Annotated in this window: 24 protein-coding genes; 9 read left to right on the forward strand and 15 right to left on the reverse strand. The window is 72.2% G+C overall.

Annotated features, from left to right (window positions below; translation table 11 throughout):
- Positions 1 to 186: 186 nt before the first annotated feature.
- Entirely contained in the window at positions 187 to 2,514 is a 2,328-nt protein-coding gene (locus ABH928_RS03115) for a serine/threonine-protein kinase (protein ID WP_370061622.1), read from the reverse strand.
- A gap of 360 nt (positions 2,515 to 2,874) precedes the next feature.
- Between ABH928_RS03115 and ABH928_RS03120 the strand changes: the two genes are divergently transcribed.
- Together ABH928_RS03120 and ABH928_RS03125 are read left to right on the forward strand one after the other, a co-directional pair.
- On the forward strand, positions 2,875 to 4,311 hold the full coding sequence (locus ABH928_RS03120) for a class I SAM-dependent methyltransferase (protein ID WP_370061624.1): 1,437 nt from the start codon (positions 2,875 to 2,877) through the stop codon (positions 4,309 to 4,311).
- Positions 4,312 to 4,370: 59 nt separating this feature from the next.
- Positions 4,371 to 5,018, forward strand: a complete 648-nt coding sequence (locus ABH928_RS03125; RefSeq protein WP_196196750.1) for a TetR family transcriptional regulator — start codon at positions 4,371 to 4,373, stop codon at positions 5,016 to 5,018.
- A gap of 242 nt (positions 5,019 to 5,260) precedes the next feature.
- On the opposite strand, the gene ABH928_RS03130 is transcribed toward ABH928_RS03125, so the two are convergent.
- Together ABH928_RS03130 and ABH928_RS03135 are read right to left on the reverse strand one after the other, a co-directional pair.
- Positions 5,261 to 5,728 carry a nitroreductase family deazaflavin-dependent oxidoreductase gene (locus ABH928_RS03130; RefSeq protein ID WP_370061627.1) on the reverse strand — a complete coding sequence of 156 codons (468 nt, stop codon included), beginning with the start codon at positions 5,726 to 5,728 and terminating at the stop codon, positions 5,261 to 5,263.
- Positions 5,728 to 6,939 (reverse strand): acyl-CoA dehydrogenase family protein, encoded by a 1,212-nt coding sequence (locus ABH928_RS03135; protein WP_370061629.1) that lies wholly within the window; start codon positions 6,937 to 6,939, stop codon positions 5,728 to 5,730. The genes ABH928_RS03130 and ABH928_RS03135 overlap by 1 nt, the downstream gene beginning before the upstream one ends.
- Positions 6,940 to 7,067: 128 nt before the next feature.
- Here ABH928_RS03135 and ABH928_RS03140 point away from each other — a divergent pair, with 128 nt between their 5' ends.
- The 3 genes from ABH928_RS03140 (at position 7,068) to ABH928_RS03150 (ending at position 9,075) form a co-directional block, all read left to right on the forward strand.
- Positions 7,068 to 8,312, forward strand: coding sequence for an acetyl-CoA acetyltransferase (locus ABH928_RS03140; RefSeq protein WP_370061631.1), 1,245 nt, complete (start codon positions 7,068 to 7,070; stop codon positions 8,310 to 8,312).
- Between the two features lie 104 nt (positions 8,313 to 8,416).
- Positions 8,417 to 8,773, forward strand: a complete 357-nt coding sequence (locus ABH928_RS03145) for a type II toxin-antitoxin system RelE/ParE family toxin (protein WP_370061633.1) — start codon at positions 8,417 to 8,419, stop codon at positions 8,771 to 8,773.
- Positions 8,770 to 9,075 (forward strand): helix-turn-helix domain-containing protein, encoded by a 306-nt coding sequence (locus ABH928_RS03150; protein ID WP_370061635.1) that lies wholly within the window; start codon positions 8,770 to 8,772, stop codon positions 9,073 to 9,075. The genes ABH928_RS03145 and ABH928_RS03150 overlap by 4 nt, the downstream gene beginning before the upstream one ends.
- Before the next feature lie 32 nt (positions 9,076 to 9,107).
- Here ABH928_RS03150 and ABH928_RS03155 read toward each other — a convergent pair whose 3' ends face one another.
- The 4 genes from ABH928_RS03155 to ABH928_RS03170 form a co-directional block, all read right to left on the reverse strand.
- Positions 9,108 to 10,064 carry a beta-ketoacyl-ACP synthase III gene (locus tag ABH928_RS03155; RefSeq protein WP_370061637.1) on the reverse strand — a complete coding sequence of 319 codons (957 nt, stop codon included), beginning with the start codon at positions 10,062 to 10,064 and terminating at the stop codon, positions 9,108 to 9,110.
- Positions 10,065 to 10,158: 94 nt separating this feature from the next.
- A complete protein-coding gene (locus tag ABH928_RS03160) occupies positions 10,159 to 11,064 on the reverse strand; it encodes a L,D-transpeptidase family protein (RefSeq protein ID WP_370061639.1) in 906 nt (301 codons plus the stop codon).
- A 321-nt stretch (positions 11,065 to 11,385) separates the two neighbouring features.
- Positions 11,386 to 11,829 (reverse strand): Zn-ribbon domain-containing OB-fold protein, encoded by a 444-nt coding sequence (locus ABH928_RS03165; RefSeq protein ID WP_370061642.1) that lies wholly within the window; start codon positions 11,827 to 11,829, stop codon positions 11,386 to 11,388.
- A gap of 49 nt (positions 11,830 to 11,878) precedes the next feature.
- The gene (locus ABH928_RS03170) at positions 11,879 to 12,334 is read right to left on the reverse strand and encodes a DoxX family protein (protein WP_370061897.1); all 456 of its coding nucleotides are present in this window, start codon (positions 12,332 to 12,334) and stop codon (positions 11,879 to 11,881) included.
- 158 nt (positions 12,335 to 12,492) lie between these two features.
- On the opposite strand from ABH928_RS03170, the gene ABH928_RS03175 reads away from it, so the two are divergent.
- The 3 genes from ABH928_RS03175 (at position 12,493) to ABH928_RS03185 (ending at position 16,225) form a co-directional block, all read left to right on the forward strand.
- A complete protein-coding gene (locus ABH928_RS03175) occupies positions 12,493 to 14,661 on the forward strand; it encodes an acetate--CoA ligase family protein (RefSeq protein WP_370061644.1) in 2,169 nt (722 codons plus the stop codon).
- A 56-nt stretch (positions 14,662 to 14,717) separates the two neighbouring features.
- Complete coding sequence (locus ABH928_RS03180; protein WP_370061899.1) at positions 14,718 to 15,518, forward strand: enoyl-CoA hydratase/isomerase family protein; 801 nt, start codon at positions 14,718 to 14,720, stop codon at positions 15,516 to 15,518.
- Positions 15,519 to 15,607: 89 nt separating this feature from the next.
- Positions 15,608 to 16,225, forward strand: a complete 618-nt coding sequence (locus ABH928_RS03185) for a flavin reductase family protein (RefSeq protein ID WP_370061646.1) — start codon at positions 15,608 to 15,610, stop codon at positions 16,223 to 16,225.
- 143 nt (positions 16,226 to 16,368) lie between these two features.
- Here the strand turns inward: ABH928_RS03185 and ABH928_RS03190 are convergent, their stop codons facing one another.
- From ABH928_RS03190 to ABH928_RS03205, 4 genes are read right to left on the reverse strand one after another with little or no spacing between them, the layout of a single operon-like run.
- Entirely contained in the window at positions 16,369 to 17,436 is a 1,068-nt protein-coding gene (locus ABH928_RS03190) for a Zn-dependent alcohol dehydrogenase (protein ID WP_370061648.1), read from the reverse strand.
- Between the two features lie 22 nt (positions 17,437 to 17,458).
- Positions 17,459 to 18,940: an aldehyde dehydrogenase gene (locus tag ABH928_RS03195; protein ID WP_370061650.1), complete on the reverse strand. Its 1,482-nt coding sequence runs from the start codon at positions 18,938 to 18,940 to the stop codon at positions 17,459 to 17,461.
- Between the two features lie 40 nt (positions 18,941 to 18,980).
- Entirely contained in the window at positions 18,981 to 20,138 is a 1,158-nt protein-coding gene (locus ABH928_RS03200) for an acyl-CoA dehydrogenase family protein (RefSeq protein ID WP_370061652.1), read from the reverse strand.
- A 20-nt stretch (positions 20,139 to 20,158) separates the two neighbouring features.
- Positions 20,159 to 21,067, reverse strand: a complete 909-nt coding sequence (locus ABH928_RS03205) for an SDR family oxidoreductase (RefSeq protein ID WP_370061654.1) — start codon at positions 21,065 to 21,067, stop codon at positions 20,159 to 20,161.
- A 104-nt stretch (positions 21,068 to 21,171) separates the two neighbouring features.
- Between ABH928_RS03205 and ABH928_RS03210 the strand changes: the two genes are divergently transcribed.
- Entirely contained in the window at positions 21,172 to 22,107 is a 936-nt protein-coding gene (locus ABH928_RS03210) for a cyclase family protein (RefSeq protein WP_370061657.1), read from the forward strand.
- A gap of 345 nt (positions 22,108 to 22,452) precedes the next feature.
- Here the strand turns inward: ABH928_RS03210 and ABH928_RS03215 are convergent, their stop codons facing one another.
- The 4 genes from ABH928_RS03215 to ABH928_RS03230 form a co-directional block, all read right to left on the reverse strand.
- The gene (locus ABH928_RS03215) at positions 22,453 to 23,499 is read right to left on the reverse strand and encodes a GDSL-type esterase/lipase family protein (RefSeq protein WP_370061659.1); all 1,047 of its coding nucleotides are present in this window, start codon (positions 23,497 to 23,499) and stop codon (positions 22,453 to 22,455) included.
- 57 nt (positions 23,500 to 23,556) lie between these two features.
- Entirely contained in the window at positions 23,557 to 24,015 is a 459-nt protein-coding gene (locus ABH928_RS03220) for an ATP-binding protein (RefSeq protein ID WP_370061661.1), read from the reverse strand.
- 286 nt (positions 24,016 to 24,301) lie between these two features.
- Positions 24,302 to 25,207, reverse strand: a complete 906-nt coding sequence (locus tag ABH928_RS03225) for an acyl-CoA dehydrogenase family protein (RefSeq protein ID WP_370061663.1) — start codon at positions 25,205 to 25,207, stop codon at positions 24,302 to 24,304.
- Positions 25,208 to 25,209: 2 nt separating this feature from the next.
- Positions 25,210 to 26,358: an acyl-CoA dehydrogenase family protein gene (locus tag ABH928_RS03230; protein WP_370061665.1), complete on the reverse strand. Its 1,149-nt coding sequence runs from the start codon at positions 26,356 to 26,358 to the stop codon at positions 25,210 to 25,212.
- Positions 26,359 to 26,440 lie beyond the last annotated feature (82 nt).

Raw genomic sequence — 26,440 nt, forward strand, 5'->3', positions numbered from 1 at the left:
TTGCTCACACAGGTAGTTGCACCACGAGGGGCGCGGGGCTCTGCTTGATCAACTGCGCGCGCGACAACCCACCCGGTGCGGTGAGTCCCCGAGCCAACAGGGCCATCCGCACAGGGTGGCTGTTCGCGCGCGCAGTTGATCAAGCAGAGCCCCGCGCCCCTGGGTGTTGCAAGTTCCCCGCGGACGCTACGGCTGCTTCGTCGCCGTGCCCAGCGCAGCGTCCAGGGCGTAGACGCAGTGGTCCTTGCTGCTGGCGAAGACCTTGCCGTCCGCGGCGACCGGGGTACCGGTGATCTCGCCGCCGGTGTCCAGTTTCCAGCGGAGGCGGCCCGTGGCGAGGTCGAGGGTGTGCAGGGAGTGGTCGCGGCTGCCGACGTGGACGAGGCCGTCCGCCGAGGCGGGGACGCCGGCCAGCTCCGCGCGAGCGGCGTAGCGCCAGTGCTCCGCGCCCGTGCGGGCGTCGAACGCGTGGACCGTGTCGCCGCTGCTCACCAGCAGCACTCCCCCGGCGAGGACGACCGGGTCCGCGCCCTGGCGACCGCCCGTGCGGACGTGCCAGCGGAGCGAGCCGGTCGCCGTGTCGAGGGCGAAGACGGTGCCCAGGTAGTCGGCGAAGAAGACCCCCTCCTCGGTGACCACCGGGGAGGTGAAGAGCGCGACCGGGGCGTCGAAGCGCCACCGCTCCTGGCCCGTGGCCTCGTCCAGGGCCAGGACTCTGGTGCCGTTGCAGACGTGGACCACGCCGCGGTGGAGCACCGGACGGGAGGGGACCTCCTCGCCCAGCGGAAGCGCCCACTGCAGCTGACCCGACGTCAACTCGACCGAGCGCAGCCGACCGCCGCCGTAGTAGTAGACCGAGTCGCCGAGGACGCAGGGGCCCGACTGGCTGTTCTCGTAGTCCTGTTGGGCGTCTCTCGCCTGCCACATCTCGCTGCCGTCGATCGCGGAGCGGACCTGGACCCCGCCGCCGCGCGTGCCCGCGACGATCGCGCCGCCCGCCGCGTCCAGCGTGTAGGTCCAGCCGTCGAGGGCGACGCGCCAGCGCTCGGTGCCGTCGGCGGCGTGGAGGGTGAACAGGCTCGGGCCGTCGGCGGCGTGGACGCGGCCGTCGGCCACGGCGAGCGCCCAGGCGACGTCGCCGGTGCGGAAGCGGCGGCGTCCGCTGGCGATGTCCAGGGCGTGGACCTCGAAGCTGGTGACGTAGAGGACACCGTCTGCGACCACCGGCGAGCCCCAGACGTCGTGCGACATCCGGAACCGCCACGGCCGCCACGGAGCGGTCTGGGCAGCCTGCGCGGCGTGCGTGGGCTGAGCGGCGGCGTGAGCGGCGGGCTGGGCGGCCTGCTGGGCCACCGGCGCGGGCGCGGCATGGGCGCCGCCCTTGCGGACCCAGCCGGTGCCGGGCGGCATGACCGGCGGGGCGGGCTCGCCGGCCGGAACGCGGACCCCGGGTCCGATCGGCGAGGGGACCCCGGGCAGCCGCACCTTGGGCGCGGCCTCGGTACGCGGGTCGACCCCGGTCGCACCGACGGGCGCGGCCACCGGAGCAGGCTCCGGAGCCGGTGCCGGAACGGGCTGCGGCGCCGGAGCCGGCACCGCCACCGGGGGCGGAGGCGGCGTGCGACGGCCGCGCTTGGCGTCGATCAGCGCCAGCGCCGACGGGGGCAGCCACTCGCGGGAGTCGTCCTCGCCACCGTCTCCGCTGGCGTACAGGTGCGGGCCGAGCTCGGCCGCGATCTGCTCCGGGGAGGGGCGGCGCTCCGGGGCCGGGCGCAGGCAGGCCTTGACCAGCGGCGCCAGATCCTGCGGCAGACCAGAGAGGTCCGGCGACTCGCGGAGCAGCATGAAGACGGTCTCCACCGGGTTGGCGCCGTGGTACGGCGCGTGCCCGGTGGCCGAGAAGACCAGCAGCGAGCCGAGCGAGAAGACGTCCGAGGCTCCGGTGACGCCCCGACTGTCCCTGGCCTGCTCCGGCGACATGTACGCGGGGGTGCCGACCGCCACGTTCGTCATCGTCAGCCGGGTGTGCGAGACCCCGGCTGCGATACCGAAGTCGATCACGCGCGGGCCGTCCTCCGTGACCAGGACGTTCGACGGCTTCAGGTCACGGTGGACCAGTCCGGCCGCGTGGATCGACTGGAGCGCCTCGGCGATCCCCGCGATCAGCCAGCGCACGGTGGCGACCGGCAGCGGGCCGCACTCGGTGACCAGGTCCTCCAGCGAGGGGGCCGGAATGTAGGCGGTCGCCAGCCACGGCACCGCCGCGTCCGCGTCCGCCTCGACGACGGCAGCGGTGTAGAAACCGCTGACCGTCCGCGCCGCCGCGATCTCGCGGGCGAAACGCACCCGGAACAGCTGGTCCTCGGCCAGCTCTCCCCGCACCGTCTTGATGGCAACCCGGCGCCCCGCCGCCGAGCGCGCCAGGTACACCAAGCCCATCCCGCCCGCGCCGAGCCGGCCCAGCACCTCGAAGGGCCCGATCCTCCTCGGATCGTGCGCCGTCAGCTGGTCCACGTCCTCAGCACCTCCCCGTTGGGTCACATCCGCGCCCCACCCGGGGGCGCACACTGATTCTCCACGGCGGACCCCCCTGCGGACCAACCCATCCGGCAGGACATCAGCCACAACACCGCAACAGTCCGCGCAACGGGACGCAACGGTCCGGATCTCCGACCTCCGTCGCGCCCCGTCGCGCCCTTCATCGCGCTTTCAACGCACCCTTCATTGCACCCGCTGGAGCCGGACTCTGCGGCATCCGGTCGCCCTTCGTCACGACTCGCTGCCAAATGCAACGGAATGCCCTCACAAGCGGTGGTGCGCGATCTAGATTGGGGACGGACCATCACGTGCCGACGCGTCGTGAGAGGAGCCGTGATGACGAGCGACAGTGCACTGGCGCTGCGCGAACTGCTCACCGAACTACTCGGTGTCGAGCCTCCCTTCCGCCTGCGGACCTGGGACAACGCCGAGGCGGGCCCACCCGACGGACCGCTGCTGACCGTCGCGAACCGGCGCGCGCTGCGTCACCTGCTCTGGGCCCCCAACGAGCTCGGCCTGGCCCGCGCCTACGTCGCGGGCGACCTGGCGATTGCGGAGGACGGCACCGGCGGCCCGGGCCGTCCGGAGGACGACGAGGAGATGTTCGAGCTGCTGCGTCGGCTCGCCCAGCTCGCCGAGAACCGCCCGGAACTGTCGCTGCGCCCGTCCACGCGGACCCTGGTCGGCCCGGAGGGACGCCGGATGGTCGGCGCGGCGCTGCGCCTGGGCGCGATCGGTCCGCGTCCGCCGATCCCGACGGAGGAGGCGCGACGCAAGTCCGGTCCGGTCCACACGCTGCGCCGCGACCGGGCCGCGATCAGTCACCACTACGATGTCGGCAACGACTTCTACCGCCTGGTGCTGGGTCCCTCGCTGGTCTACTCGTGCGCCTACTGGCCGCCGGGGACCACCACGCTGGAGGCAGCGCAGGAGGCAAAGCTGGACCTGATCTGCCGCAAACTGGGCCTGCACCAGCTGGGCGAGGACGCCCGGCTGCTGGACGTCGGCTGCGGCTGGGGCTCGATGCTGCTGCACGCGGCCCGGCACTACGGCATAAGCGGTGTCGGCGTGACCCTCTCCGCCGAGCAGGCGCGCGGGGCGCGGGAGCGGATCGCGGAGGCCGGGCTGACGGACCGGCTGGAGATCCGGCTGCAGGACTACCGCGAGGTCGATGACGGTCCGTTCGACGCGATCTCCAGCATCGGCATGGCCGAGCACGTGGGCGCCGTCCAGTACCGCCGCTACGCCCACACCCTGCACGGCCTGCTGCGGCCCGGCGGACGCCTGCTCAACCATCAGATCGCCCGCCGTCCCAACGCCCCGGGCGAGCCGTACCGGCTCAGCCCGTTCATCGCGGCGTACGTCTTCCCCGACGGCGAGCTGGCCCCGGTGGGCAGCACGGTCGGTTGGCTGGAAGACGCCGGTTTCGAGGTCCGCGACGTTGAGTCGCTGCGCGAGCACTACGCGCTGACGCTGCGCCGCTGGGTGGCCAACCTGCGCGAGGAGTGGCCGCAGGCGGTCAAGCTGGCGGGCCTCGGCCGGGCCAGGGTCTGGCGGCTCTACATGGCCGCCTGCGCGCTGGCCTTCGAGGAGAACCGGATCGGGGTCAACCAGGTCCTGGCCGTCAGAACCGATCCGGCGGGCCGCAGTGGACTCCCGCTCAGCCGCGGGGCATGGCTCGGCGGGGGCGCGTCAGCCGCGCCGTCAGCAGACCCGCTGACCGGCTCGTCGGCGGGTCCGCCGGCAGGCCTGTCAGCGGGCCCGTCAGCCTGACGGAGCATTCAGATTTCCGTCCGAATAGCGCCCGGATCTTGCCACGGTAAACTGACGGCATGACAGGACAAGTTCGCACCGTCGATGGGCGTGTCGCCGGACGGCGCGGGCAGGCGACGCGGCAGAAGCTGCTCGACTGCCTTCGCGAGATGCTGGCGACCTCGCCCTACCGGGACGTCAAGGTCATCGACGTCGCCCGGATGGCGGGTACCTCCCCCGCAACCTTCTACCAGTACTTCCCCGACGTCGAGGGCGCTGTCCTCGAAATCGCGGATGACATGGCCAAGGACGGCGCCGGCCTCAAGGACCTGGTCGCCGACAAGTCGTGGGTCGGCAAGGCCGGCTACCAGACGGCAGAGGAGCTGGTTGACGGCTTCCTCTCGTTCTGGCGCGACAACGAGGCCATCCTCCGTGTCGTGACGTTGGGCTCGGCCGAAGGGGACAAGCGGTTCTTCAAGATCCGCATGAAGATCCTCAACGCCGTGACCAACTCGCTCACGGACTCCCTCAAGGCCATGCAGGCCTCTGGCAAGGCGGACAAGTCGGTCAGCGCACCGGCCGTCGCCGGCTCCCTGGTGGCGATGCTGGCCGCCGTCGCGGAGCACCAGAAGGGGTTCGACTCCTGGGGCGTCAAGGCCAAGGAGCTCACTCCGAACCTGGCCCTGCTGGTCTACCTCGGCATGACCGGCAAGAAGCCGCCGAAGTAGCCCTCGGGCAAAGGCTTCACCCTTCATGACGGAGCCATGGGCCCGGTCGCCTGTCCGCCGGCGCTAGCGCCGGGCTGTGCCTCGGGGGAGGTACGTCCTGCGCATCCATGATCCGTTTCCACTAGGGCGGTACCGTCTCTGACCTGACGGTGCCGCCCTTGACCATTTCCTTTGCCGTGGTCAACGCAAGGGGAAGTGGCAGCTGTCTCGCGCGGATCTCCGCGCACCCGGCGTGCAGCAGCTCACTCTTTCGGTTCCAGGCAGAAGATCCGAATCTGCCGGTCCACCCGCGCCTGGTACTGCGCGTACGGCGGCCACATCCGCAACAGCGCCGTCCACGCCTCCTCCCGCTCGTCGCCCGCCAGCATTCGGGCCCGGACCGGAGCGATCCTGCCGCGGAAGTCGACGCTCGCGCCCGCGTGAGCGAGCAGGTTGCCCGTCCAGGCCGGATGGGACGTGCGCCCGAAATTGCTGCCGACGACCAGGAAACTGCCGTCCTCGCGAGGCAGGCACGCCAGCGGCGTGGTGCGCGGCTCGCCGCTCCTGCGGCCGGTCGTCGTCAGGAAGAGCGACGGGAGCATCCACTGACTCAGCATGAACTTGCCGCCGCTCAGCCGGTGCACCGCCTTGTCGAGGCGCGGCACGATGCTGGGGGCGATCTTCGCGAAGGTGGGCGTCGCCGAGACCTTCTGCATCAGGGACTCCATCATCACTGCGCTCCTCCCCACACACCGGCCAGTTCCGCCGCCCGCGCCCGCAGCAGATGCGGTGGGCCGAAGAGCAGTTCGTCGGCCGCCGCGCGCTTGAAGTACAGATGCGCGTCGTGCTCCCAGGTGATGGCGATGCCGCCGTGCAGCTGGATCGCCTCCGCCGCCGCGACCCGCTGCGCCGTCAGCGCGTGGGCGAGGGCGAGCAGCGCGGGGACGGGCTGGTCCGGGCCCGCCCACACGGCGTAGAGCATCGCGCTGCGGGCGGTCTCGACCGTGACGTAGACGTCGGCCAACCGGTGCTTGACGGCCTGGAACGAGCCGATCACGCGCCCGAACTGCTGCCTGACCTGCACGTATTCGACGGTCCGCGCCAGCGCCTGCGCCGCCGCGCCAACCGCCTCGGCGGCGACGGCGACCGCGGCCTCCCGGCCGAGCCGGGTCAGCGCCCCGCCCGCGTCCAGGGCCGGGTCGCCGAGCGGTTGCGCCACCACGTCACGGAGTTCGACGCGGCCGACGCTGCGGGTCTGGTCGATGCCCGCGCTGCGCTCGCGGTGGACGCCGGGGGCGTCGGCCGGGACCACGAAGAGCACCGTCCGGCTGCGCGGGAAGCCGCCGGCGTGCGCGGCGACGACCAGCAGGTCGGCACGGGCGCCGTCCAGCGCGTACTCGGCCTCGCCGTAGAGCGACCACGATCCGTCCTCCGCGGACGCGGCGGACGCCGCGGGCTTGGCCTGGACGCCCCCCGCGCGGCCGCCGCCCGCCGGGACGTCACCGGGCAGGGGCGCCGTGCGCGGGTCCGGCACCAGGCCGAGGGCCAGCGCGGGCGTTCCGGGCAGGACCAGCGCGGCGGTCTGCGCGCCGGAGGCGAGCGGGGGCAGCAGCGTGTCGCGCTGTTCGTCCGTGCCGCAGGCCGCGATCGCCCCCGCCGCCAGCACCGAGCTGGCCAGCAGCGGTGACGGCAGCAGCACCCGGCCGGTCTCCTCGCAGGCGAGCGCCAGCTCGATCCGACCGAGCCCGGCGCCGCCGTGGCGCTCGGGCAGGGCCAGCCCGGCCAGCCCGAGTTGCTCGCCGAGGCGTTTCCACAGGTCCGCGTCGTAGCCGAGGACCGATGCCGCTGCGGCGCGGACCTCGTCCGGCCCGGCCTGCTTGGCGAGCGCGTCGCGCAGGGCGCGGGCTATCGCGTCCTGTTCCTGGGTGAGCGCGGGATCCATGCCGCCTCCTGGCCTCGGGGCAAAGGCTGAGCCGTGACTGAACGCCTGACTGACGGATCGTCATCCTAGGAGCAGGCGATTGAGACGCACAGGGGCGCGGGCAGTAAATCTGATGTACCGTCAGATCCATGACTGCTGCTGCTCCCAGCGCTCTGCGGCCGGGCCGACTCGGCCATCCCGTCCCCGACGACGCGCCGCTCGGCGGCAGGCGACGCAGGCGGGTGGCCGTCGTCGGCGTCGCCCTCAGCGACTGCGGGCGGGTGGACGAACTGACGCCCTATCAACTCCACGCGCAGGCCGCGCGCCGGGCGCTGGCCGACTCCGGGCTGCCCAAGGACGTGATCGACGGAGTGGCCTCGGCGGGGCTCGGCATACTCGCGCCGGTCGAGGTCTCCGAGTACCTGGGGTTGCGGCCCACCTGGACCGACTCCACCTCGGTCGGCGGCTCCACCTGGGAGGTCATGGCCGGGCACGCCGCCGACGCGATCGCGGCGGGCCACGCCAACGCGGTGCTGCTGGTCTACGGCTCCACGGCGCGCGCGGACCTGAAGGCGCGGCGGCGGACGGCGGGCATCGCGCTGGGGGCGCGCGGCCCGCTCCAGTTCGAGGCGCCCTACGGGCACACGCTGATCGCCAAGTACGCGATGGCGGCCCGCCGCCACATGCACGAGTACGGCACCACGCTGGAGCAGCTCGCGGGTGTCGCCGTCCAGACCCGCGCCAACGCGGCGGCCAACCCGGACGCGATGTACCGGGACCCGATCACCGTCGACGACGTGCTGACCGGGCCGATGATGGCCGACCCGTTCACCAAGCTGCACTGCTGCATCCGCTCGGACGGCGGCTGCGCGGTACTGCTCGCCGCCGAGGACTACGTCCCGGACACGGTGCACGACCCGGTCTGGGTACTGGGCTCCGGCGAGCACCTGAGCCACAGCGCCATGTCGGAGTGGGAGGACTTCACCGTCTCCCCCACTGCGCGGTCCGGCCGCCTCGCCTACGAGCGGGCCGGGGTGACCCCCGACGACATCGACCTGACCGAGCTCTACGACGCCTTCACCTACATGCCGCTGGTGGCACTCGAGGACCTCGGCTTCTGCGCCAAGGGCGACGGCGGCGCCTTCGTCGACGCCAAGGCGGGCCGCCTGCTGCTCGACGGCGAGCTACCGACCAACACCGACGGCGGCGGCCTCTCGGCCTGCCACCCGGGGATGCGCGGTCTCTTCCTGATCGTCGAGGCGGTACGCCAACTCCGACACGAGTACGCCACCTCCGCGCCGGAACGCCAGGTCCCGAACGCCCCGCAGCTCGCCCTGGTCAGCGGCACCGGCGGCTGGTTCTGCAGCTCGGGGACGCTGATCCTCGGGCGGTAGCCGAAGCAGCGCGGAGACCCCGTGCCGGGCCCGCCTCCCTCGTCGGAGTGAACCCGATCGGCCGAAAGGTTTCAGCGAAGACCCCAGCCCATAGCATCCACGCTATGGGCTGGGGTATCGTGGAACTGGAGGCAGAGGTCGCTGAGTGGCTCGCGTCGCTCGACGACCAACGCTGGGCGCAAGCATTGATGCATCTCGACCTACTGGAGGAACGGGGTCCCCTGCTGAGTGAGCCCTACACGCGCCAACTGGACGGCAAGCTGCGAGAGCTGCGTTTCTACTGTGGCGGCGAGCAGACACGGCTCACCTACTGGATCGCGCCAGGGCGGAGAATCATCATGCTGACCGTCTTCGCGAAGACCCGCATGCGCGAACGGGCGGAGGTCCAGCGGGCGAAGAGGGCACTGGAGAGGTGCCGCCGCGAGGCACACACGCTCGACGAGGAGGAGCCGCAGTCATGACCGCCGAGACCAGGATGACCTTGTCCGAGGCCAAGAAGGCACGGGCCGCCTCCCCCATCGTCCAGGAGGCCTACGCCGCAGCGCGGTTGCGCTTCGAACTCGGCGAGGCAGTCCGCCGCCGCCGGGCGGAACTGGGGATTTCCCAGTCCGAGCTCGGCCGCAGGGCCGACATGACGCAGTCCGCCGTCGCCCGCTTCGAGGCCGGAGGCGCCGTGCCCACGCTGCCGCTGCTCGACCGGCTCGCCGAGGCCCTCGGCCTCGAACTGCGGGTTGAGTTCGTGGAGCACGCGAAGAGCGCCTGATCCGGCCCGAGTCGGACTTCGGCGCTCCGCGCTCAGGGGCAGCGGACCACCTGGCCGGCGTAGGCCAGACCGCCGCCGAAGCCGAAGAGGAGGACCGGGGCGCCGGAGGGGATCTCGCCGCGTTCGACCAGCTTGGAGAGGGCGAGCGGCACGGAGGCCGCCGAGGTGTTGCCGGAGTCGACGACGTCGCGGGCGACGACCGCGTCCGGGGAGAGGCCAAGGCGGCCGGCGATGGCGTCGATGATGCGCAGGTTGGCCTGGTGCGGGACGAAGGCCGCCAGCTCGTCCGTGCGGATGCCCGCGCGTTCGCAGGCCTCGCGGGCGATCGGGGCGATCTGGGTGGTCGCCCAGCGGAAGACGGTCTGGCCCTGCTGGCTGATGGTCGGGTCCCAGCCGTCGATCCGGACCGCGTCGCCGCGGCTGGGGTCCGAGCCCCAGACGACCGGGCCGATGCCCGGAGCCGTTCCGGCGTCCGTGTCGGTCGCTTCCAGGACGGCCGCGCCCGCGCCGTCGGCGAAGATCACGCAGGTGCTGCGGTCGGTCCAGTCGACCGTGTCCGACATCTTCTCCGCGCCGATCACCAGCGCCCGGGTCGCGGCGCCGGCGCGCAGCGCGTGGTCGGCGGTGGCCAGGGCGTAGGAGAAGCCGGAGCAGACCGTGTTGATGTCGAACGCCGCCGGGGCGGGGATGCCGAGACGGGCGGCGACCTGGGCGGCCGTGTTGGGGCTGCGGTCCATGGCCGTACAGGTCGCGACGACGACCAGGTCGACCGAGACGGCGTCGAAGCCGCTGGTCGCCAGGGCCTTCGCGGCGGCGCGGGTGGCCAGGTCGGCCACGGTCTCGTCGGGGGCGGCGATGTGGCGGGTGCGGATCCCGACGCGCGAGGTGATCCACTCGTCGTTGGTCTCCACCATGGCGGCGAGGTCGTCGTTGGTGAGCACCTTGGACGGCTGGTAATGGCCCAGCGCGACGATGCGGGAACCGTTCATGCTCCCACTCAAGCCGGTTACCGACGGGTCGCCGAAGATGCTAGGGACAGGATCGACGTGTCGTAGCTGTAGATCCCGGACAAAGCGCTTGCTGCTACTGGGCCAGCGAGGCCGCGTCGCCCATCACGATGACCGGGTGCTTGTTCGGGTCCAGGTCCCGGAGCAGTATCGCCATGTCCGGCTTGGCCAGCGCGACGCAGCCGTGCGTCGGGCCGCCGTGGTCGACGTGGACCCAGATGCCGCCGCCGCGCGACGTGCCCATCGGCCGCTCGGGGCTCAGCGGCGTGGTGCCGGGGACGTGGTTGTAGTTGATCGCGACCACGTAGTCGAACGCGTCGGCCAGCGACTCGCCCTCGAAGCCGGTGCCCGGTGACGTGAACGCCGTGGAGTGCAGGTACGGCAGCTTGGTGCCGGGGTTCGCGTCCAGACCGCCGGCGTCGGTCAGGCTGAAGACGCCGATCGGGCTGTGCAGGTCGCCCGCGTGGTGGTCGGTGGTCCAGCCGTCGAGGGCATTGCGGGCGGCCCAGGTCGGGCCGGCGAGCCAGCTGCCGTCGGCGGCACGGGTGTAGAGGACCGCGGTGCCGGTGTTCTGGTTCTTGCCCCTGCCGGTGACCAGCAGGACCTGCTGCGCGTCGGCGGGGACCTTGCTCAGGAAACCCTGGCCGAGGCCCGGCAGTTGCCGCAGCTCCGACGCGGGCGCGGCGCGGTCGGCGGAACGGGAGGAGTCCCCCTGACCCGTCCGCGCGGGCACCGGCGCCGCGCTGGCGGCCGCCTGCGCGTCGGCGCCGTCCGTGTGGTGGGGAGGCAGCAGACCGGCCACCGCCATCACCGCGACCGCTGCGACCGAGCCCACGCCGAGGAAGCTCGTACGACGCAGCCGCTTGCGCCGTGCCCGGGCACGGGCCGCCGCACGGGCCTGGGCGCGCGTGGGACGCGGGGCGCCCTCAGCCGCCGGGGCGGCCTGGTACGACGCGGAGCCGGTTCGGACGTGGCTGGACATAGAGGGGATCCTCGCAGCTGATCGACGTGACGCGGACCGTGGAGCCGCCGTGCAGCCACCCTTCGGGTCGTCCGCCGGCACCCTGCTGCACCGGCATCACCCGCGTCACGCTACCCCCATCGAGTGATCACCAGCGGCAGCGGCATGCGGCGGCAGGCCCGTTTTTGAGCCCGGATCAGCCGACGGCACGCTCGTGCCCCGCGCCGCTGACGCACCGTCGACCGGGCCGGATCGCGGACGGTGTCCGTCCGCACACACATCACCCGATGTGTCTAAGCTCACAGCAGCCGCTCAGGTTCACGCCGTCACCCGGTCGCCCCGTCAGCTCACCCCCACCTCGGGACGGAAGACGGGGACCTTGGGACCCGGCTGACCGTCAGCCGCAAACGCCGCGAAGGCGACCAGAAGCGGCATACCGACCTGAAGACGCTTCGGTTCGCAGTCGACCAGCGTCGTCATCATCCGCGGGCCCTCCGCCAACTCGACCACTGCGGCGACATAGGGGACCCGCTCCCGGAACGGCTGCAGGTCGTTGGCGTGGACGACGGACCAGGTGTAGAGCGTCGCCCGCCCGGTGGCAGGTTCCCAGCGGACGTCCTCGCTCCAGCAGTGCGGGCAGAACTCGCGCGGGTAGTGGTGCGCCCGGCCGCAGGCGGCGCAGCGGCGCAGCAGCAACTGCCCCGGAGAGGCGGCGGCAGCGTCCCAGTACGGCTGGGTGAAGGCGTCGGGTTCCGGCAGGTCGGTGCGGTGGGGCGCGGTCGTCACGGTGTCAGCTCCCGGAGTACGAAGGACGGCAAGGAACGAAAGCGGCGGGTCACGCGCCGAAGAGGTGGAGGACGCGGTCCAGCGACCAGCACTGCCAGCTCATGGCCAGCAGGCAGACCAGGGAGGCCAGCGCCATCATCAGGTTCTGCCCCTGCTCGGCCCAGTCGTGGATCATCAGCACGAAGTAGAGGAGGTTGAGCAGCAGCCCGCAGGCCAGCGCGATCGGGCTGAGGAGCCCGACGGTCAGCCCGAGGCCCAGCGCCAGCTCCGCGAAGACGACGACGTAGGCCATCGCCTTGGGCCTGGGCGCGACGATCCGCTCGAAGGAGGAGCGGACGAACGGCCAACGGTGGCGGGAGGCCACGTCCTTGGCCCAGTCGATGCCGGTGGAGCGCTGCAACCAGCCCTTCTTGTCCTTGTGCCGCCAGCTCTCCAGCCACCACAGCCCCAGGCCGATGCGGAGCACCGCGAACCACTGCCCGGCCGACAACCCGTACGTGTGCACCGTCTGCACCCGAAGTCACCCCTTGCGAGCTTCCGGCCAGGTTTACTGACGCTCCGTCAGTTAGCTGGCCCCGGACTCTTCCTGCAACGCTTCCCCGACAGTAATCTGATGGTACGTCAGATTCTCTTGCCCGCCCACAGTCAGGATCGGAGGCAGCCATGCGGGACCCGGACATCAACGCCGACCCCGACACCGACGTGAGCGGCCGGCCCCTGCGCCCGCGAACGGTCGACCTGGACCGCTTCTTCCGCCCCACCGCCGTCGCCGTCATCGGCGCGTCGGACACACCGGGCCGCCCCAACACCGGGATCACCCGGCAGTTGCGCGCCTGGTCGGAGCGGGTCGGCGCACGGATGCACGCGGTCAACCCCGGCCGGGAGACGGTCGACGGACTGCCCTGCTATCCCGACCTCGCGTCCATCCCGTCCGAGCCCGGCGAGGACCCGATCGACCTGGCGGTGATCCTGCTGGCCGACCCGGCCGCGGTGGTGCCGCAGTTGATCGAGGCCAAGGTGCGGTTCGCGGTCGCGTTCGCCTCCGGCTTCGCCGAGACCGGCGAGGAGGGCCAGGCGGCCCAGCTCCGCCTGGAGCAGTTGATCGCGGACGCGCCGACCGGGCTGCGGCTGCTCGGCCCGAACACCAACCTCAACGCGTTCGAGCGGTTCCGCGACGACCTGACCGGACCGGCCATCGCGCTGATCACCCAGAGCGGCCACCAGGGTCGTCCGCTCTTCACTCTCCAGGAGCTCGGCATCCGGCTGAGCCACTGGGCGCCGACCGGCAACGAGGCGGACCTCGAAGTCGCCGACTTCGTCCAGTGGTTCGCCGACCAGCCGGAGATCGGCGCGATCGCCGCCTACATCGAGGGGATCAAGGACGGTCGCGGCTTCCTGCTCGCCGCCGACCACGCGGCCCGGCGCGGCGTCCCGGTGGTCGCGGTCAAGGTCGGCCGCACCGACGAGGGCGCGCGGATGGCGCAGTCCCACACCGGCAAGCTGACCGGCGCGGACGACGTGGTGGACGCGGCGTTCAAGCAGTACGGCGTGATCCGGGTGGACGGACTGGACGAACTCCAGGACACCGCCGCCCTGTTGGCGCGGGCCAAGCCGCCGACGGCGCCGGGCGTGGTCGTCTACTCCATCTCCGGGGGGACCGGAGCACACCTCGCCGACATGGCCTCGTCGGCCGGACTCACCCTGCCGCGGCTCGGCCAGGCCAAGCAGGACGAGCTGCACCAGTGGATCCCCGAGTACCTGAGCGTGGCCAACCCCGTCGACAACGGCGGCCACCCGGTGGGCGACTGGCGTGGCCGGAAGATCCTCGACGCGATCCTGGCCGACCCCGACGTCGGCGTGCTGATCTGCCCGATCACCGGCCCTTTCCCGCCGATGAGCGACAAGCTGGCGCAGGACCTGGTCGAGGTCGCCGAGACGACGGACAAGCTGGTCTGCGTCATCTGGGGCTCGCCGCTCGGGACCGAGGAGGCGTACCGGACCACGCTGCTCGGTTCGTCGCGGGTCGCGGTCTTCCGCACCTTCGGCAACTGCGTCAAGGCGGTCGCGGCCTACCTGAAGCACCACGAGTTCGTCAGCGACTACCACTCCCCCTTCGACGCCGCGCCGAAGGAGTCCTGCGCGGGCAAGGCGAAGGCGCAGCGGGTGCTGAAGCCCGGTGAGCAGCTCAGCGAGTTCGCCGCCAAGCAACTGCTGCGCGCCTACGGAATCCGAGTGCCGCGCGAGCAACTGGTCAACAGCGCGGCGGGCGCGGTCCGGGCGGCCGGGGTGGTCGGCTACCCCGTGGTGCTCAAGGGATCGGCACCCGGTGTCGCCCACAAGACCGAGCTCGGCCTGGTCAAGGTCGGCCTCACCAGCGCCAGTCAGGTCCGCGACGCGTTCCGCGAGCTGACGGACAACGCGCGGGCGGCCGGGATACCCCGGCTGGACGGGGTGCTGGTCTGCCAGATGGTCGGCGCGGGGGTGGAGATGGTCGTCGGCATGGGCCGGGACGTCACCTTCGGCCCGACGGTGACGGTGGGCATGGGCGGCGTCTTCGTCGAGGTGCTGCGCGACACCGCCGTGCGGGTCCCCCCCTTCGGCCCTGCGGACGTCCACGCGATGCTGCGCGAACTGCGCTGCTGGCCCCTGCTGGAGGGCGTGCGCGGGCTGCCCCCGATGGACGTCGACGCGCTGGTGGACGTGGTGCTGCGGGTGCAGCGGATGGCGCTGGAACTCGGCGACGACCTGGGCGAGCTGGACATCAACCCGCTGGTGGTGCTGGAACGGGGCAAGGGAGCGGTGGCGTTGGACGCGTTGGCGGTGTGCCGGTGAGCGAGCGTGCGGTGAGCGAGCGTGCGGTGAGCGAGCGCGCGGTGAGCGAGCGCGCGGTGAGCGAGCGCGCGGTGAGCGAGCTGCTGGTCGAGACGGTCGGTGGGATCAGGCGGCTGACGCTGAACCGGCCCGAGGCGCTGAACGCGATCACCGCCGCGATGCGGGAGCGGCTGATCACCGAGCTGGAGGCGGCGTCCGCCGATCCGGCCGTGCGGGTGGTCGTGCTGACCGGGGCCGGGCGGGCGTTCTGCTCCGGCGCGGACCTGAGCGGTGGTGCGGGAGGCGGCGAGCGGGTCGCCGGGGACGTGGCGCGGATGCTGCGGCGCGGCGTGCAGCGGATGGTCGCGGCCGTGCTGGACTGCGAGAAGCCGGTCCTCTGCGCGCTCAACGGCGTGGCGGCGGGCGTGGGGGCGCAGCTCGCGCTCGCCTGCGACCTGGTCGTCGCGGCGGAGAACGCCTCGCTGCTCCAGGTCTTCGCCAAGCGCGGGCTGGTACCGGACGGCGGCGCGGCCTATCTGCTGCCCCGGCTGGTCGGACCGCAGCGGGCCAAGGAGCTGCTCTTCTTCGGCGACAAGCTGCGGGCCGCGGACGCGGAACGGCTGGGCCTGGTCAACAAGGTCGTGCCCGCCGAGGAGCTGGAGAAGGCGGCGACGGAGTGGGCGGACCGGCTCGCCGCCGGTCCGACGCGCGCGTTCGCGCTGACCAAGGCGCTCGTCAACGCCTCGCTGGACGCCGACCGGGCGACCGCCTTCGAGGCGGAGGCGGTTGCCCAGGAGATCAACATGACGACGGCCGACGCCCAGGAGGGCGTGCGGGCGTTCGTCGAACGGCGGGGCGCCCGGTTCGAGGGACGCTGAGGCCGCCGCCGTCCCGGCGTTTGTGGTTTTCCTGACGGGATGACGTGCCGTCAGGTCTCATGGCAGTAGCAGAGCACCCGGAGGAATCCATGGGGCACGAAGGCATGGCGGTGGCGGCGGTCCGCTACCTGCGAGAGACCGGCGCGCCCTTGAGCGCCGGTCCGATGGCGACGCCGCTGCACGCGGTGGTCGAGGGCGAGCCCGAGCTGGAGGCGGACGCCCGCGCGATGCGCGAGGCGTTGGGGCACTTCGCGACCGGCATCACCGTGATCACCGCGGCGGCGGAGGACGGGTCCCCGGTCGGCTTCGCGTGCCAGTCCTTCGCCTCGCTGTCGCTGGATCCACCGCTGGTCTGCTTCAACGTGGCACGCACGTCGTCGAGTTGGCCGCGCATCGCGAGGGCGGGCGCGTTCTGCGTCAACGTGCTGGCTCATGACCAGCATGAGTTGTGTCGGTCCTTCGCGGTGAGTGCGTCGACGGGCGCGGACAAGTTCGCGGGTGTGGGGTGGGAACGGTCCGCGGCGACCGGATCGCCGCGGCTGGACGGGGCGTTGGCGTGGGTCGACTGCACGGTGCACGCCGTGCACACGGGTGGCGACCACCTGATCGTCCTGGGCCGGGTCCGCGAGTTGGCTGCGCCACGCGGCGGGGAGGCGGGGCCGTTGGTGTTCTACCGCAGCGGGTTCCGGCTCCTGCAAGAAGACTGAACACCTAGGGGCGCGAGGAACTGCGCGAGCAACCACCCTGTGCGGATGGCCCTGTCAGCTCGAGGACTCACCACACAGGGTGGCTTGCCGCGCAGCTCCCCGCGCCCCTGATAGGGCAACCACTTGCGGGAGCGAAAGGCCCCTCAGAAGGTCAGGACCGCGCGGGCGACCCCGCCCGTGTGCGTCGCCTCCGCCGCCTCCTCGAACGCCTCGACAGGGAACGTGCAGGTGACCAGCTCGTCGAGCAACAGGCGCCCCGCGCCGTACAGCTGGGCGTACCGGGCGATGTCACGCTGCGGTCGGGACGACCCGTACCGGCAGCCCAGGATGGACTTGTCCAGGAACAGCTCCGCCGGGCGGAACTGCGCCTCGGCCTCGACACCGGGCATGCCCAGCAGGACCGCCTGCCCATGCCGGTCGATCATGTCGATGGCCTGCCGGGTGAGCTTCGTCGGGCCGACGCACTCGAAGGCGTGGTCCACCCCGTACGGGACCAGCGCGCGGACCGCCGCCACCGTGTCGTCGACGGCGCGGGCGTCGACGAAGTCCGTCGCGCCGAAGGTGCGGGCGATGGACTCCTTCTCCGCCACCGCGTCGATGGCGATGATCCGCGAGGCGCCCGCGATCCGCGCGCCCTGGATGACGTTGAGGCCGATGCCGCCGCAGCCGATCACCGCGACGGTGTCGCCGATGTCCACCTTGGCGCGGTTCAGCACCGCGCCCACACCGGTCAGCACCCCGCAGCCGATCAGCGCCGCCGAGGTGAACGGGATGGCCGGGTCGATCGGTACCACCTGAACCGCCTTGACCACCGTCCGCTCCGCGAAGACGGACGTGGAGGCGAAGTTGTAGAGCGGCTGACCGTCCCGGGTGAACGGCTTGCCCGGCATGCCGATCGCCTTGCGGCACATGGTCGGCCGCCCGCGTCCGCACTCGCGGCAGGTGCCGCAGCTGGCGAGGGTGGAGAGGGCGACGTGGTCGCCCGGCTGGACGTGGGTCACCCCCTCGCCGACCGACTCGACCGTGCCCGCGCCCTCGTGCCCGAGGACCACCGGGACCGGGAAAGGGATGGTCCCGTCGATCACGGACAGGTCGCTGTGGCAGAGGCCCGCCGCCGCGATCTTCACTATGACCTCGCCCGGACCCGGCTCACGCACCGTCAGGTCGTTCACCACCTGTGGGGCCTTGCCGTCGAAGATGACGCCCTTCATGCTGATCCACTCCTTTGTTGGCTCAGGACTGCCAGACGACGGCCTGCTGCTCGCTGTAGGCGTGGAGACCGTAGGAGCCCCCGTCGCGGCCGACGCCGCTCTGCTTGAAGCCGCCGAACGGCGTCTCCGGGTGGCGCTGTGCGGTGTTGATGCCGACGTTCCCGGTGCGCAGCCGGGCGGCCAGCGCGTAGGCGCGAGCGGCGTCGGCGGTGAAGACGTAGTCGTAGAGGCCGAACTCGGTGGAGTTGGCGATGGCGATGGCCTCCTCCTCGTCGTCGAACGGGATCACCACGACGACCGGGCCGAAGACCTCCTCGCGGGCGATGGTCATCTCCGGGGTCACGTCGGCCAGCAGGGTCGGCGCGACGAAGAAGCCGGTGCCGGGCAGTTCGGCCGCGTCGGCGGTGTGCTCCTTGCGCGTCCCGCCGGTGACCAGGCGCGCGCCCTCGCCGATCGCCCCGGCGATGTAGCTCTCGACGCGGTCCCGGTGGACCGCCGAGACCACCGGGCCGACCACCGTCTTCGGCGACAACGGGTCGCCGACCGGCAGCCGTGCGGCGAACTGCGCCAAGCCGGCCACCACGTCGTCGTAGCGGGAGCGGTGGACCAGCGCGCGGGTCGGCGCGGTGCAGATCTGGCCCGAGTGGAACGCCCAGGTCGAGCCGATGGCCATGACCGCCTTGCCCAGGTCGGCGTCCTCCAGCACGATGGCCGCGCCCTTGCCGCCCAGCTCCATCAGCAGGCGCTTCATCGTCGCGCCGCCGTCGGTGGCGATCCGGCGGCCGACGGTGGTCGAGCCGGTGAAGCTGATCATGTCGACGTCGGGCGAGGCGACCAGCGCCGCACCGGCGGCCGAACCCGAGTCCGTCACCACGTTGAAGATCCCGGCGGGCGCGCCCGCCTCAAGGAATATCTCGCCCAACTTGAGGCAGGCCAGCGGGTCCTGCGGCGCGGGCTTGGCGACGACGGTGTTGCCCATCGCCAGTGCGGGCGCGAGCTTCCCGGCCAGGTTGACGATCGGGAAGTTGTAGGAGGTGATGCAGCCGACCACCCCGACGGGACGCCGCGCGGCGGCGGCGTTGGTCAGCCCGCCCGCCGCGAGCGGCGTCGCGGCAACCGGGTGCGCGGGGAAGGAGTCGACGGTCGGCTCCAGCGCGCCGCGCGCGTAGCGGCGGAACCGGTCGGCGACGACCGGCAGTTGCATGGCTCCGGCGACGCGGATGGTCGCGCCGGTCTCGGCTTGGAGCAGCGGCACGAAGTCCTCGGCGCGCTCCAGCACCAGGTCGGCGATCCGCTCCAGCAGGGCAGCCCGGGCGCTGGGCGAGGTGGCAGCCCAGTGCTTCTGCGCCCGCCGCGCGGCGGCGATCGCGGCGGCGACGTCCGTGGCGGACGCCTCCGGGGCGTGGCCGACCAGGGACTCGGTGCCGGGGTTGATGATCGGGTAGGTCCCGGCGCCGCCCTCGCGCCAGGTGTTGTCGATGAAGAGCCGGTGCTTGTCGGTCATGCGAAGCACGTCCTTCTGCATTGTGGGGCGTCGGCGCAGGTCAGCCTCGGGGCAGTCCGAGGACGCGCTCGGCGATGATGTTCCGCTGGATCTGGTCGCTGCCGCCGTAGATGGTGTCGGCGCGTGAGAAGAGCAGGGTGTGCTGGGCGGCCGTGAGCGGGTAGCCGTCGGCCTCATGGGGCCGACCGTCCGCGAACGCGCCGGGCAGGCCCTGGACCTGGACGGCCAGCTCGCCGAGCCGCTGGTGCCAGCCCGCCCACACCAGCTTGGCCACCGCCGCCGTGGCCGGCTCGGCCGTGCCGAGCGTGCGGAGCGCATTGGCCCGCATCACCTGGAGCTCCGCCCACTGGCGGGTCAGCGCCTCGCGCAGCACCGGGTCACGGTCCGCGCCGGTCAGCGCCGCCGCGCGCAGGACCGCGTCCAGGTCGCGCGCGTAACCGATCTGACGGCCCAACATGCCCGCGCCGCGCTCGAACGAGAGCAGCGTCATGGCGATCCGCCAGCCGTCGCCGACCGCGCCGAGCACGTCGACGGCACGGGCCTGGTCGAAGAAGACCTCACTGAACTCGCTGACGCCGTTGAGCTGCCGGATCGGGCGGACCTCGATCCGCGGGCCCTGGTCCATGGGGAGCAGCAGCAGGCTGAGGCCGGCGTGGCGCTGCGAGCCGGGCTCGGTCCGGGCCAGGACGAAGCACCAGTCCGCCCACTGCGACAGCGAGGTCCAGGTCTTCTGCCCGGTGACCAGCCAGTCCCCGGAACCGTCCCCGGCCGGGACCGCCGAGGTCCGGACGGCCGCCAGATCCGAGCCCGCGCCAGGTTCGCTGTAGCCCTGGCACCAGATCGCCTCGCCCGAGGCGATGCCCGGCAGGTAGCGCTCGCGCTGCTGGTCCGTGCCGTGGGCCAGCAGCGTCGGGGCGAGCAGTTGCTCGCCCACGATGCCGAGCGGGTCCGGGGCCTGGGCACGGGCGTACTCCTCGAACCAGACGACCTGTCGGGTCAGGCTGCCGTCCGGCCAGCCCAGGCCGATCCAGCCGCCCGCGCCCAGCTCCCGTTCCCAGGCCCGGCGTCGCCCGGCGTCCTCGGGGGTCTTGACCCCGCGCAGGTCGGCGAACGCACCGCCCGGACCGAGCCGTGCGGCAAACCATTCCCTCGCGCGTGCGCGGAACTCCTCGTCCGCCGCCTCGAACCCGAAATCCATCGCCAACCACCCGCCGTCCGCTACGCGTTGGGACGCTCGTCGGAGGCGGCGGCCTTGGCCATCGCCTCCAGCTGCGCCAGCATCGGCATCGGGTCGACGCCGACGGTGCCGGGGAGGAAGTCGGCGATGCGCTCCGGCGTCCAGCTGCCCGACTCCGCGTACATCGCCCGGAGTTCGCGGGGCTGCGCCCAGACCGCGATCTTCGGACCGGCCACGGTGTAGACCTGGCCGGTGATCTCCCTGGCCTGTGTGGAGAGCAGGTAGACCACCAGCGCCGCCACGTCCTCCGGCTCGCCGATCTCCTTGAGCTCCATCGGGACGTTGGCCGACATCCGGGTGCGCGCCACCGGGGCCACGCAGTTGGCCGTCACGCCGTACTTGTTCAGCCCCAGGGCCGCGCTGCGGACCAGCGAGATGATGCCGCCCTTGGCCGCGCTGTAGTTGGCCTGGCTGACCGACCCCTGGTGGTTGCCGCTGGTGAAGCCGATCAGCGTGCCGCCGCCCTGCTTGCGCATCAGCGCGGAGGCGGCGCGGAAGACGGTGAAGGTGCCCTTGAGGTGGGTGGCGATGACCGGGTCCCACTCCTCCTCGGACATGTTGAAGAGCATCCGCTCGCGCAGGATGCCGGCCACGCAGACCACGCCGTCGAGCCGCCCGAAGGCCTCTACGGCCGCGCGCACGACGCGTTCGCCGCCCGCCATGGTGGCGATGTCGTCGGCGACGGCGATCGCCTCGCCGCCTGCCGCCTCGATCTCCTTGATCACCTCGTCCGCCACCTCGCTGGTCGGTGCGGAGCCGTCGATGCCGACGCCGTAGTCGTTGACCACGACCTTCGCGCCCTCGGCGGCACAGGCGAGCGCCACCGCACGCCCGATGCCGCGTCCGGCCCCGGTCACCGCAACCACCTTGTCGCGCAGGAATTCAGCCACGCCGTACCCCTCCTCAAGAATCTGACGGACCGTTAGATTCTAGGAGCGAGAAGAGACGAACGGGAAGAGACCTTCGAGGAGATCGGGAAGAGGAGGCGAAGCGCATGCCCGCACCCAGCGACTTCGAGGCGTTCCGGGACATCGCCAAGCGCATCTCCAACTGGGGACGCTGGGGCGCCGAGGACGAGATCGGCACGCTGAACCTGATCACGCCGGAGGTCGTCCGCGCCGCGGCCGCCTGCGTCCGCACCGGCAAGCGGTTCGAGCTCGCCCTGCCGTTGCAGCAGCAGGGCGTGCAGAACGGGATGATCCCGGGCCGGGTCAACCCGCTGCACAGCCTGGTCGCGCTCAACTTCGAGATGTTCGGGCCGGGTTCCATCGCCACAAGCGACGACGTGGCCACGCTCGGCCTGCAGGCGGGCACCCACTGGGACGGCCTCGGCCATGTCAGCCACGGCGGCCGGATCTACAACAACCGCCCCGCCGACTCCATCAACGCCCAGGAGGGCGCCACCCGCTCCGGCATCGAGAAGACGACGCCGCTGGTCACCCGCGGCGTGCTGCTGGACATCGCCCGCGTGCACGGCGTCGGCCGGCTGCCCGCCGACCACGTGGTCACCCCCGAGGACCTGGACGCGGCGGAGGAGGCGGCCGGGACGCAGGTCCGGGCCGGGGACGTGGTGCTGATCCGGACCGGCCAGATCCAGCTCTACCTGGGCGGCGACCGCGACGCCTACGCCTTCCCCTCTCCCGGCCTCGGCCTGCGCTGCCCCGAGTGGTTCCACGACCGGGACGTGGTGGCCGTGGCCAACGACACGCTCACCTTCGAGATCTTCCCGCCCGAGATCGAGGGCCTCTATCTGCCCGTCCACGCCCTGGATCTGGTGGAGATGGGCATGATGCAGGGCCAGAACTGGAACCTGGAGGGGCTGGCGGCGGACTGCGCCGAGGACGGCGTCCACGAGTTCCTGCTCGCCGCACCGCCGGAGCCGTTCACGGGCGGCGTGGGCGCGCCGGTGGCGCCGATCGCGGTGAAGTAACGCTCACACAGCGGCTCTCGGTGGTTCGGGGGTGGCGCGGCGCCGTGCGCGGTTCTTCTCCACGCGGCACGGCGCCCCGCCACCTCTCCCCCGACCTGCGGTCGGGGGCGCCCCCGTCGACGCCTGGACCCTGACCAGCGTCGACACGATTCGCACTCGCCAAGGATGCGGGCAGCACAACGGACCGGGCGCCCTTGACGTCCCCTCGCAACGAATCGCTGAATCCAAGCGTGATCAGGCGGACACTTCACGTCAATGGCTTGTCCGGAATTCGGATTGGTTGCGTACGGTTTGAGACTTCATCCGTTCGTTGCCGTATCCGGAGTCAAACCTGCTGCAACACCGTCACCCGCCGGTCTCGGCCGCGGCGTATCGGCGTCCCATCTCCTGCTGGTGTGCGGCGTCCGGGTGCAGACCGTCCGGCAGCACGCCGCGGGCGGCGTCCGCAGCGGAGCAGAGTTCGCGGCCGTCCGTCCAGGTCAGCGCGGTGTCGCCGCATTTGCGGAGCAGTTCCACGGCGCGCTGGAGCGCGCCGCGCAGCTGAGAGAGCGTGAGATCACCGAAGCGCTCCAGCATTCCGTCCGCAAGTTCGGTCTCTCGTTCGCCGCCGAACACCGGTCCGACAACGGTGATCGGAAGATCGGGTCGACGGGAGCGAATTTCGGCCAACAGCCCGTGCACAGCGGGCGCGAAGGTTCGTTCGCGCAGAGCAGCCGTGTTGTAGACGTTGATACCGAGTTCCAACGTCATGAAATCGGCTGGGTGTTTTGCCAGCATTCGCCCGACCAGCGGGTCGAGCAGGCAGCCGCCACCGTAACCGAGATTGGTCAGGTTGCGGTCGAGCAGCCGTGCCGCCGTGGCCGGCCAGGTCTGCGTCGGGGTGGCGGCACAGCCGTGGGTGATGCTGCTGCCGTAGACGGTCCAGCGTGGGCGCGCGTCGGGCGAGGAGTGCAGCGCCGCGCCGTCGAGCGCACGCAGTCCGCGCAGCCGTACGGCGGGCGCGATGGGCAACGCGATCTCGACGTCCTTCGTCCCGGCGGGCAGCCCGCCGAAGACCGCTCCGGCCACGCCGAGCGCGGTGGAGCGCACCAGCTCGCCGTCGACGGACAGGTCGCACCAGGCCTCGAAGACCGGACCGCCCTGGAGTTGCACGGACTCCGCATCCAGCAGCAGTCGGGTGGACGCGGTGCGCACCCTCAGCCGGACGCCGCTCGGGCACATGGCGGGCAGCACCACCGCCGGGTGGTGCAGGTCGAGATCGGCGACGGGCAGCCGCCAGGGCAACGCCCAGGACCGGTCGGCGGCCCACTCGATGTCGATGACGCCTTCGAGTGCGCGGACGACCTCCGTCGCGTCCCACGAAGTCGCAGCCGACGAGGTCGTAGCGTTCACCCCGTCCCCGTTCCCGCTCTGTCTGTCGATCAACCGCGCCACGCCACCTGCTGGTTGTCAGAGCTCTGCGGCCAGCAGGGCCTCGGTGTCGAAGGCGAGCCCGGCGGCCGGGCACTCGGCGTCCGGCGCCAGTTCGCACCAGACCCGCTTGCCGCTGCCGTCCGGGAACCAGCCCCAACGGGCCGTCAGAAAACTGACCAGCTCCAGCCCGCGTCCGTTGGTCGACTCGTCGGCGGCGGCGCGCGGCGCGGGCGGCACGTCGGAGGCGTCGGTGACCTCGATCCGGACCGGCCGGTGCCCGGCGTCGCCGCCGACGGGGAAGACCAACCGGAGCACGGCCGGCGAACCCGTGTGCACCACCGCGTTGGTGACCAGTTCAGAGACGACCAGGACCAGGGTCTCCGCGATCGGGGCGTCCGGCGCGAAGCCGCAGCCGGTGAGACGGCTACGCGCCCAACGGCGGGCGCGACCCACTTCTGCCGGGTCGGCCTGGACCGCCGTCTGGACCTGAAGCACCTGTGCCTGCACCTGCACTCGTCACACCACCCGTGCTTGCGGGATCAACCGGGCCGAGCGACCGCGCGAGCCGCGTACCGGCGCGTTTGCGTCCAAGGATGATCCGGCGCCATGCCGACCCGCATGGTCTTCGGGCATATTCCAGTCGAGGAGCCGCCCGGAGGTGCATACTGCCCCGGCCGCTCCGCAACCCAGGACGCACTGCTTGCTGCGCACTCCCGTGAGCGTAATCGACGCGCGCCGCGACGCCCGGAAACTGGGGGGCGTCGCGGCAAAACCACCCTTCCTACAAGTGTTCAGCAAGCCCGTCGGCCAGCCCGGTGGCCAACTGGTCGAGGCACCGGTCGCGGTCAGCGCAGGCCTGCTCCCAGGCCCAGGCCCGCTTGAGCAGCAGGTGCACCGAGGCCTCCCAGGTGAACCCCATACCGCCGTGGACCTGCAGACAGTCCCGCGCGCCGTGCACCGCCGCGTCGTCCGCGAGCAGCTTGGCCCCCGCGATCTCGTCGGCGTCGCCGGAGACCGCCGCGGCGTAGACGGCGACCCGGGCCAGCTCGGCGCGCGCCAGCATGTCGGCGCACAGGTGTTGCACGGCCTGGAACGCACCGATCGGCTGTCCGAACTGCTCGCGCTGCTGGGCGTAGCGGACGGCGTCCGCGACCGTGCGGGCGGCGAGTCCCGCCTGGAGCGCGGCGGTCAGCAGGGTCGCCTCGGCGGCGATGCGGTGCGCGGTGGGTGGGTCGAGGCGCTGTCGCGGGGCGGGGAGCGGTCCGGTGACGCGCCAGAGCGGTGTCTGCGGGTCGACGGCGCGGGCGGGTTCGGCGTCGAGCGTCTCGGGGCCGAAGACCGTCAACTCGTGGTCGTCCAGGAGCAGAACCTGGGCGAGCGTCGGCAGGTGCGGGACGAGCAGCGGGCCGCGTGCGGGGACGCGGACCACCTCGGCGCGGCCGGTCAGCCCGAGCGTGGCGGCCAGTTCCGTGCCGACCAAGGGCCCGGGGACGAGGGCGCGCCCGGCCTCCTCGAAGGCGAGGACCGCCTCCGGCAGCCCGAGCCCGACCCCGCCGTCCGCCTCCGGCAGGCGCAGCGTGAAGAGTCCGACGTCGACCAGCTCGCTCCACTCGACGCCGCCACCCTTCAGGACGTCGCGCAGGCCCGCTTGGAGGGCGCGCTGGTCGTCGGTCAGTTGGAAGTGCATCGTCACCGTCCCTTCGGCAGGCCCAGAATGCGCTGGGCGACGATGGTGCGCTGGATCTGCGAGGTCCCGGCGGCGATGGTGTAGGAGAGGCCCTGCAACCGCTGCGCCGTCCACGGCCCGTCCACCAGCGCCTCCGCGCCGACGACGCGGGCGGCCAGGTCCTGGAGACGCTGCCGCGATTCGCTGAACCGCAGCTTGAACACGCTCCCGCCCGCGCCCGGCACCCCGCGCGACGCGGCCTCGGACACGTTCCACTGCACCAGCCGCCACAGCGCGGTGAACTCCGCGGCGAGCGTGGCGAGCGCGCGGCGGAGTTCCAGGTCGTCCCAGGCGCCGTTCTGCCGTGCGACGCGGGCGAGTTCACGCACCTCGCGCTGACAGGCGACGGCCTCGCCGGCGAAGGCCGTCCCGCGCTCGAAGGAGAGGGTGACCATGGTGACCCGCCACCCGTCGTTCTCCTCCCCGACCCGGTTGGCGACCGGCACCCGCACCTCGTCGAGGAACAGCTCGGCGAACTCGGTCGTCCCGGCCAGCGTCCGCAACGGCCGGACGGTGACTCCCGGGCTGTCCATCCGCATCGCCAGCCAGCTGATGCCCCGGTGCTTGGGCGCGTCGGGGTCCGTGCGGACCAACAGCTCGCACCAGTCGGCGACTTCGGCGTGCGAGGTCCAGATCTTGCTGCCGGTGACGACGTAGTCGTCCCCGTCCCGGACGGCCCGGGTGCGGAGGGCGGCGAGGTCGCTGCCCGCGCCGGGTTCACTGAACCCCTGGCACCAGATCTCGTCCCCGCGCAGGATCGGCGGCAGGAAGCGCGAACGCTGTGCGGGGGTGCCTTCCGCGGCGATGGTGGGCCCGGCGTGCAGCAGGCCGACGAAGTTGGCCCCGACGTAGGGCGCGCCCGCGCGCTCGGTCTCCTCAAGGAAGATCAGGTGCTCGGACGGCGAGGCGCCACGGCCTCCGGCGTCCTTTGGCCAGTGGATGCCGGCGTACCCGGCGTCGAACAGTCGCCGCTGCCAGGCCGTGTCGTAGGAACGGCGGCCCGGCCAGTCGGAGGGATCTGGAGGTGCCGGGAGTTCGGGGAGGGTCTTGCCGAGCCATTCGCGAAGACGACGACGGTAGTCAGCCTCGTCCGCTGTATCGCTGAGCTGCACCTGTGCACTCTCCTTGTGCTGCAGCCACCAGGGGCGCGGGGAACTGCGCGAGACACCACCCTGTGCGGATGGCCCTGACCGT

It is taken from the genome of Streptacidiphilus sp. MAP5-3 (assembly GCF_041262505.1).
Lineage (GTDB): Bacteria > Actinomycetota > Actinomycetes > Streptomycetales > Streptomycetaceae > Streptacidiphilus.

What these genes read in the sequence shown, in the direction of transcription:
- ABH928_RS03145 (WP_370061633.1), top strand. Translation starts at nt 8,417, where the DNA reads ATGGGCTGGGGTATCGTGGAACTGGAGGCAGAGGTCGCTGAGTGGCTC.
- ABH928_RS03155 (WP_370061637.1), bottom strand. Translation starts at nt 10,064, where the DNA reads ATGAACGGTTCCCGCATCGTCGCGCTGGGCCATTACCAGCCGTCCAAG.
- ABH928_RS03150 (WP_370061635.1), top strand. Translation starts at nt 8,770, where the DNA reads ATGACCGCCGAGACCAGGATGACCTTGTCCGAGGCCAAGAAGGCACGG.
- ABH928_RS03135 (WP_370061629.1), bottom strand. Translation starts at nt 6,939, where the DNA reads ATGGATCCCGCGCTCACCCAGGAACAGGACGCGATAGCCCGCGCCCTG.
- ABH928_RS03225 (WP_370061663.1), bottom strand. Translation starts at nt 25,207, where the DNA reads ATGCACTTCCAACTGACCGACGACCAGCGCGCCCTCCAAGCGGGCCTG.
- ABH928_RS03195 (WP_370061650.1), bottom strand. Translation starts at nt 18,940, where the DNA reads ATGACCGACAAGCACCGGCTCTTCATCGACAACACCTGGCGCGAGGGC.
- ABH928_RS03200 (WP_370061652.1), bottom strand. Translation starts at nt 20,138, where the DNA reads ATGGATTTCGGGTTCGAGGCGGCGGACGAGGAGTTCCGCGCACGCGCG.
- ABH928_RS03130 (WP_370061627.1), bottom strand. Translation starts at nt 5,728, where the DNA reads ATGATGGAGTCCCTGATGCAGAAGGTCTCGGCGACGCCCACCTTCGCG.
- ABH928_RS03210 (WP_370061657.1), top strand. Translation starts at nt 21,172, where the DNA reads ATGCCCGCACCCAGCGACTTCGAGGCGTTCCGGGACATCGCCAAGCGC.
- ABH928_RS03120 (WP_370061624.1), top strand. Translation starts at nt 2,875, where the DNA reads ATGACGAGCGACAGTGCACTGGCGCTGCGCGAACTGCTCACCGAACTA.
- ABH928_RS03175 (WP_370061644.1), top strand. Translation starts at nt 12,493, where the DNA reads ATGCGGGACCCGGACATCAACGCCGACCCCGACACCGACGTGAGCGGC.
- ABH928_RS03140 (WP_370061631.1), top strand. Translation starts at nt 7,068, where the DNA reads ATGACTGCTGCTGCTCCCAGCGCTCTGCGGCCGGGCCGACTCGGCCAT.
- ABH928_RS03160 (WP_370061639.1), bottom strand. Translation starts at nt 11,064, where the DNA reads ATGTCCAGCCACGTCCGAACCGGCTCCGCGTCGTACCAGGCCGCCCCG.
- ABH928_RS03185 (WP_370061646.1), top strand. Translation starts at nt 15,608, where the DNA reads ATGGGGCACGAAGGCATGGCGGTGGCGGCGGTCCGCTACCTGCGAGAG.
- ABH928_RS03125 (WP_196196750.1), top strand. Translation starts at nt 4,371, where the DNA reads ATGACAGGACAAGTTCGCACCGTCGATGGGCGTGTCGCCGGACGGCGC.
- ABH928_RS03190 (WP_370061648.1), bottom strand. Translation starts at nt 17,436, where the DNA reads ATGAAGGGCGTCATCTTCGACGGCAAGGCCCCACAGGTGGTGAACGAC.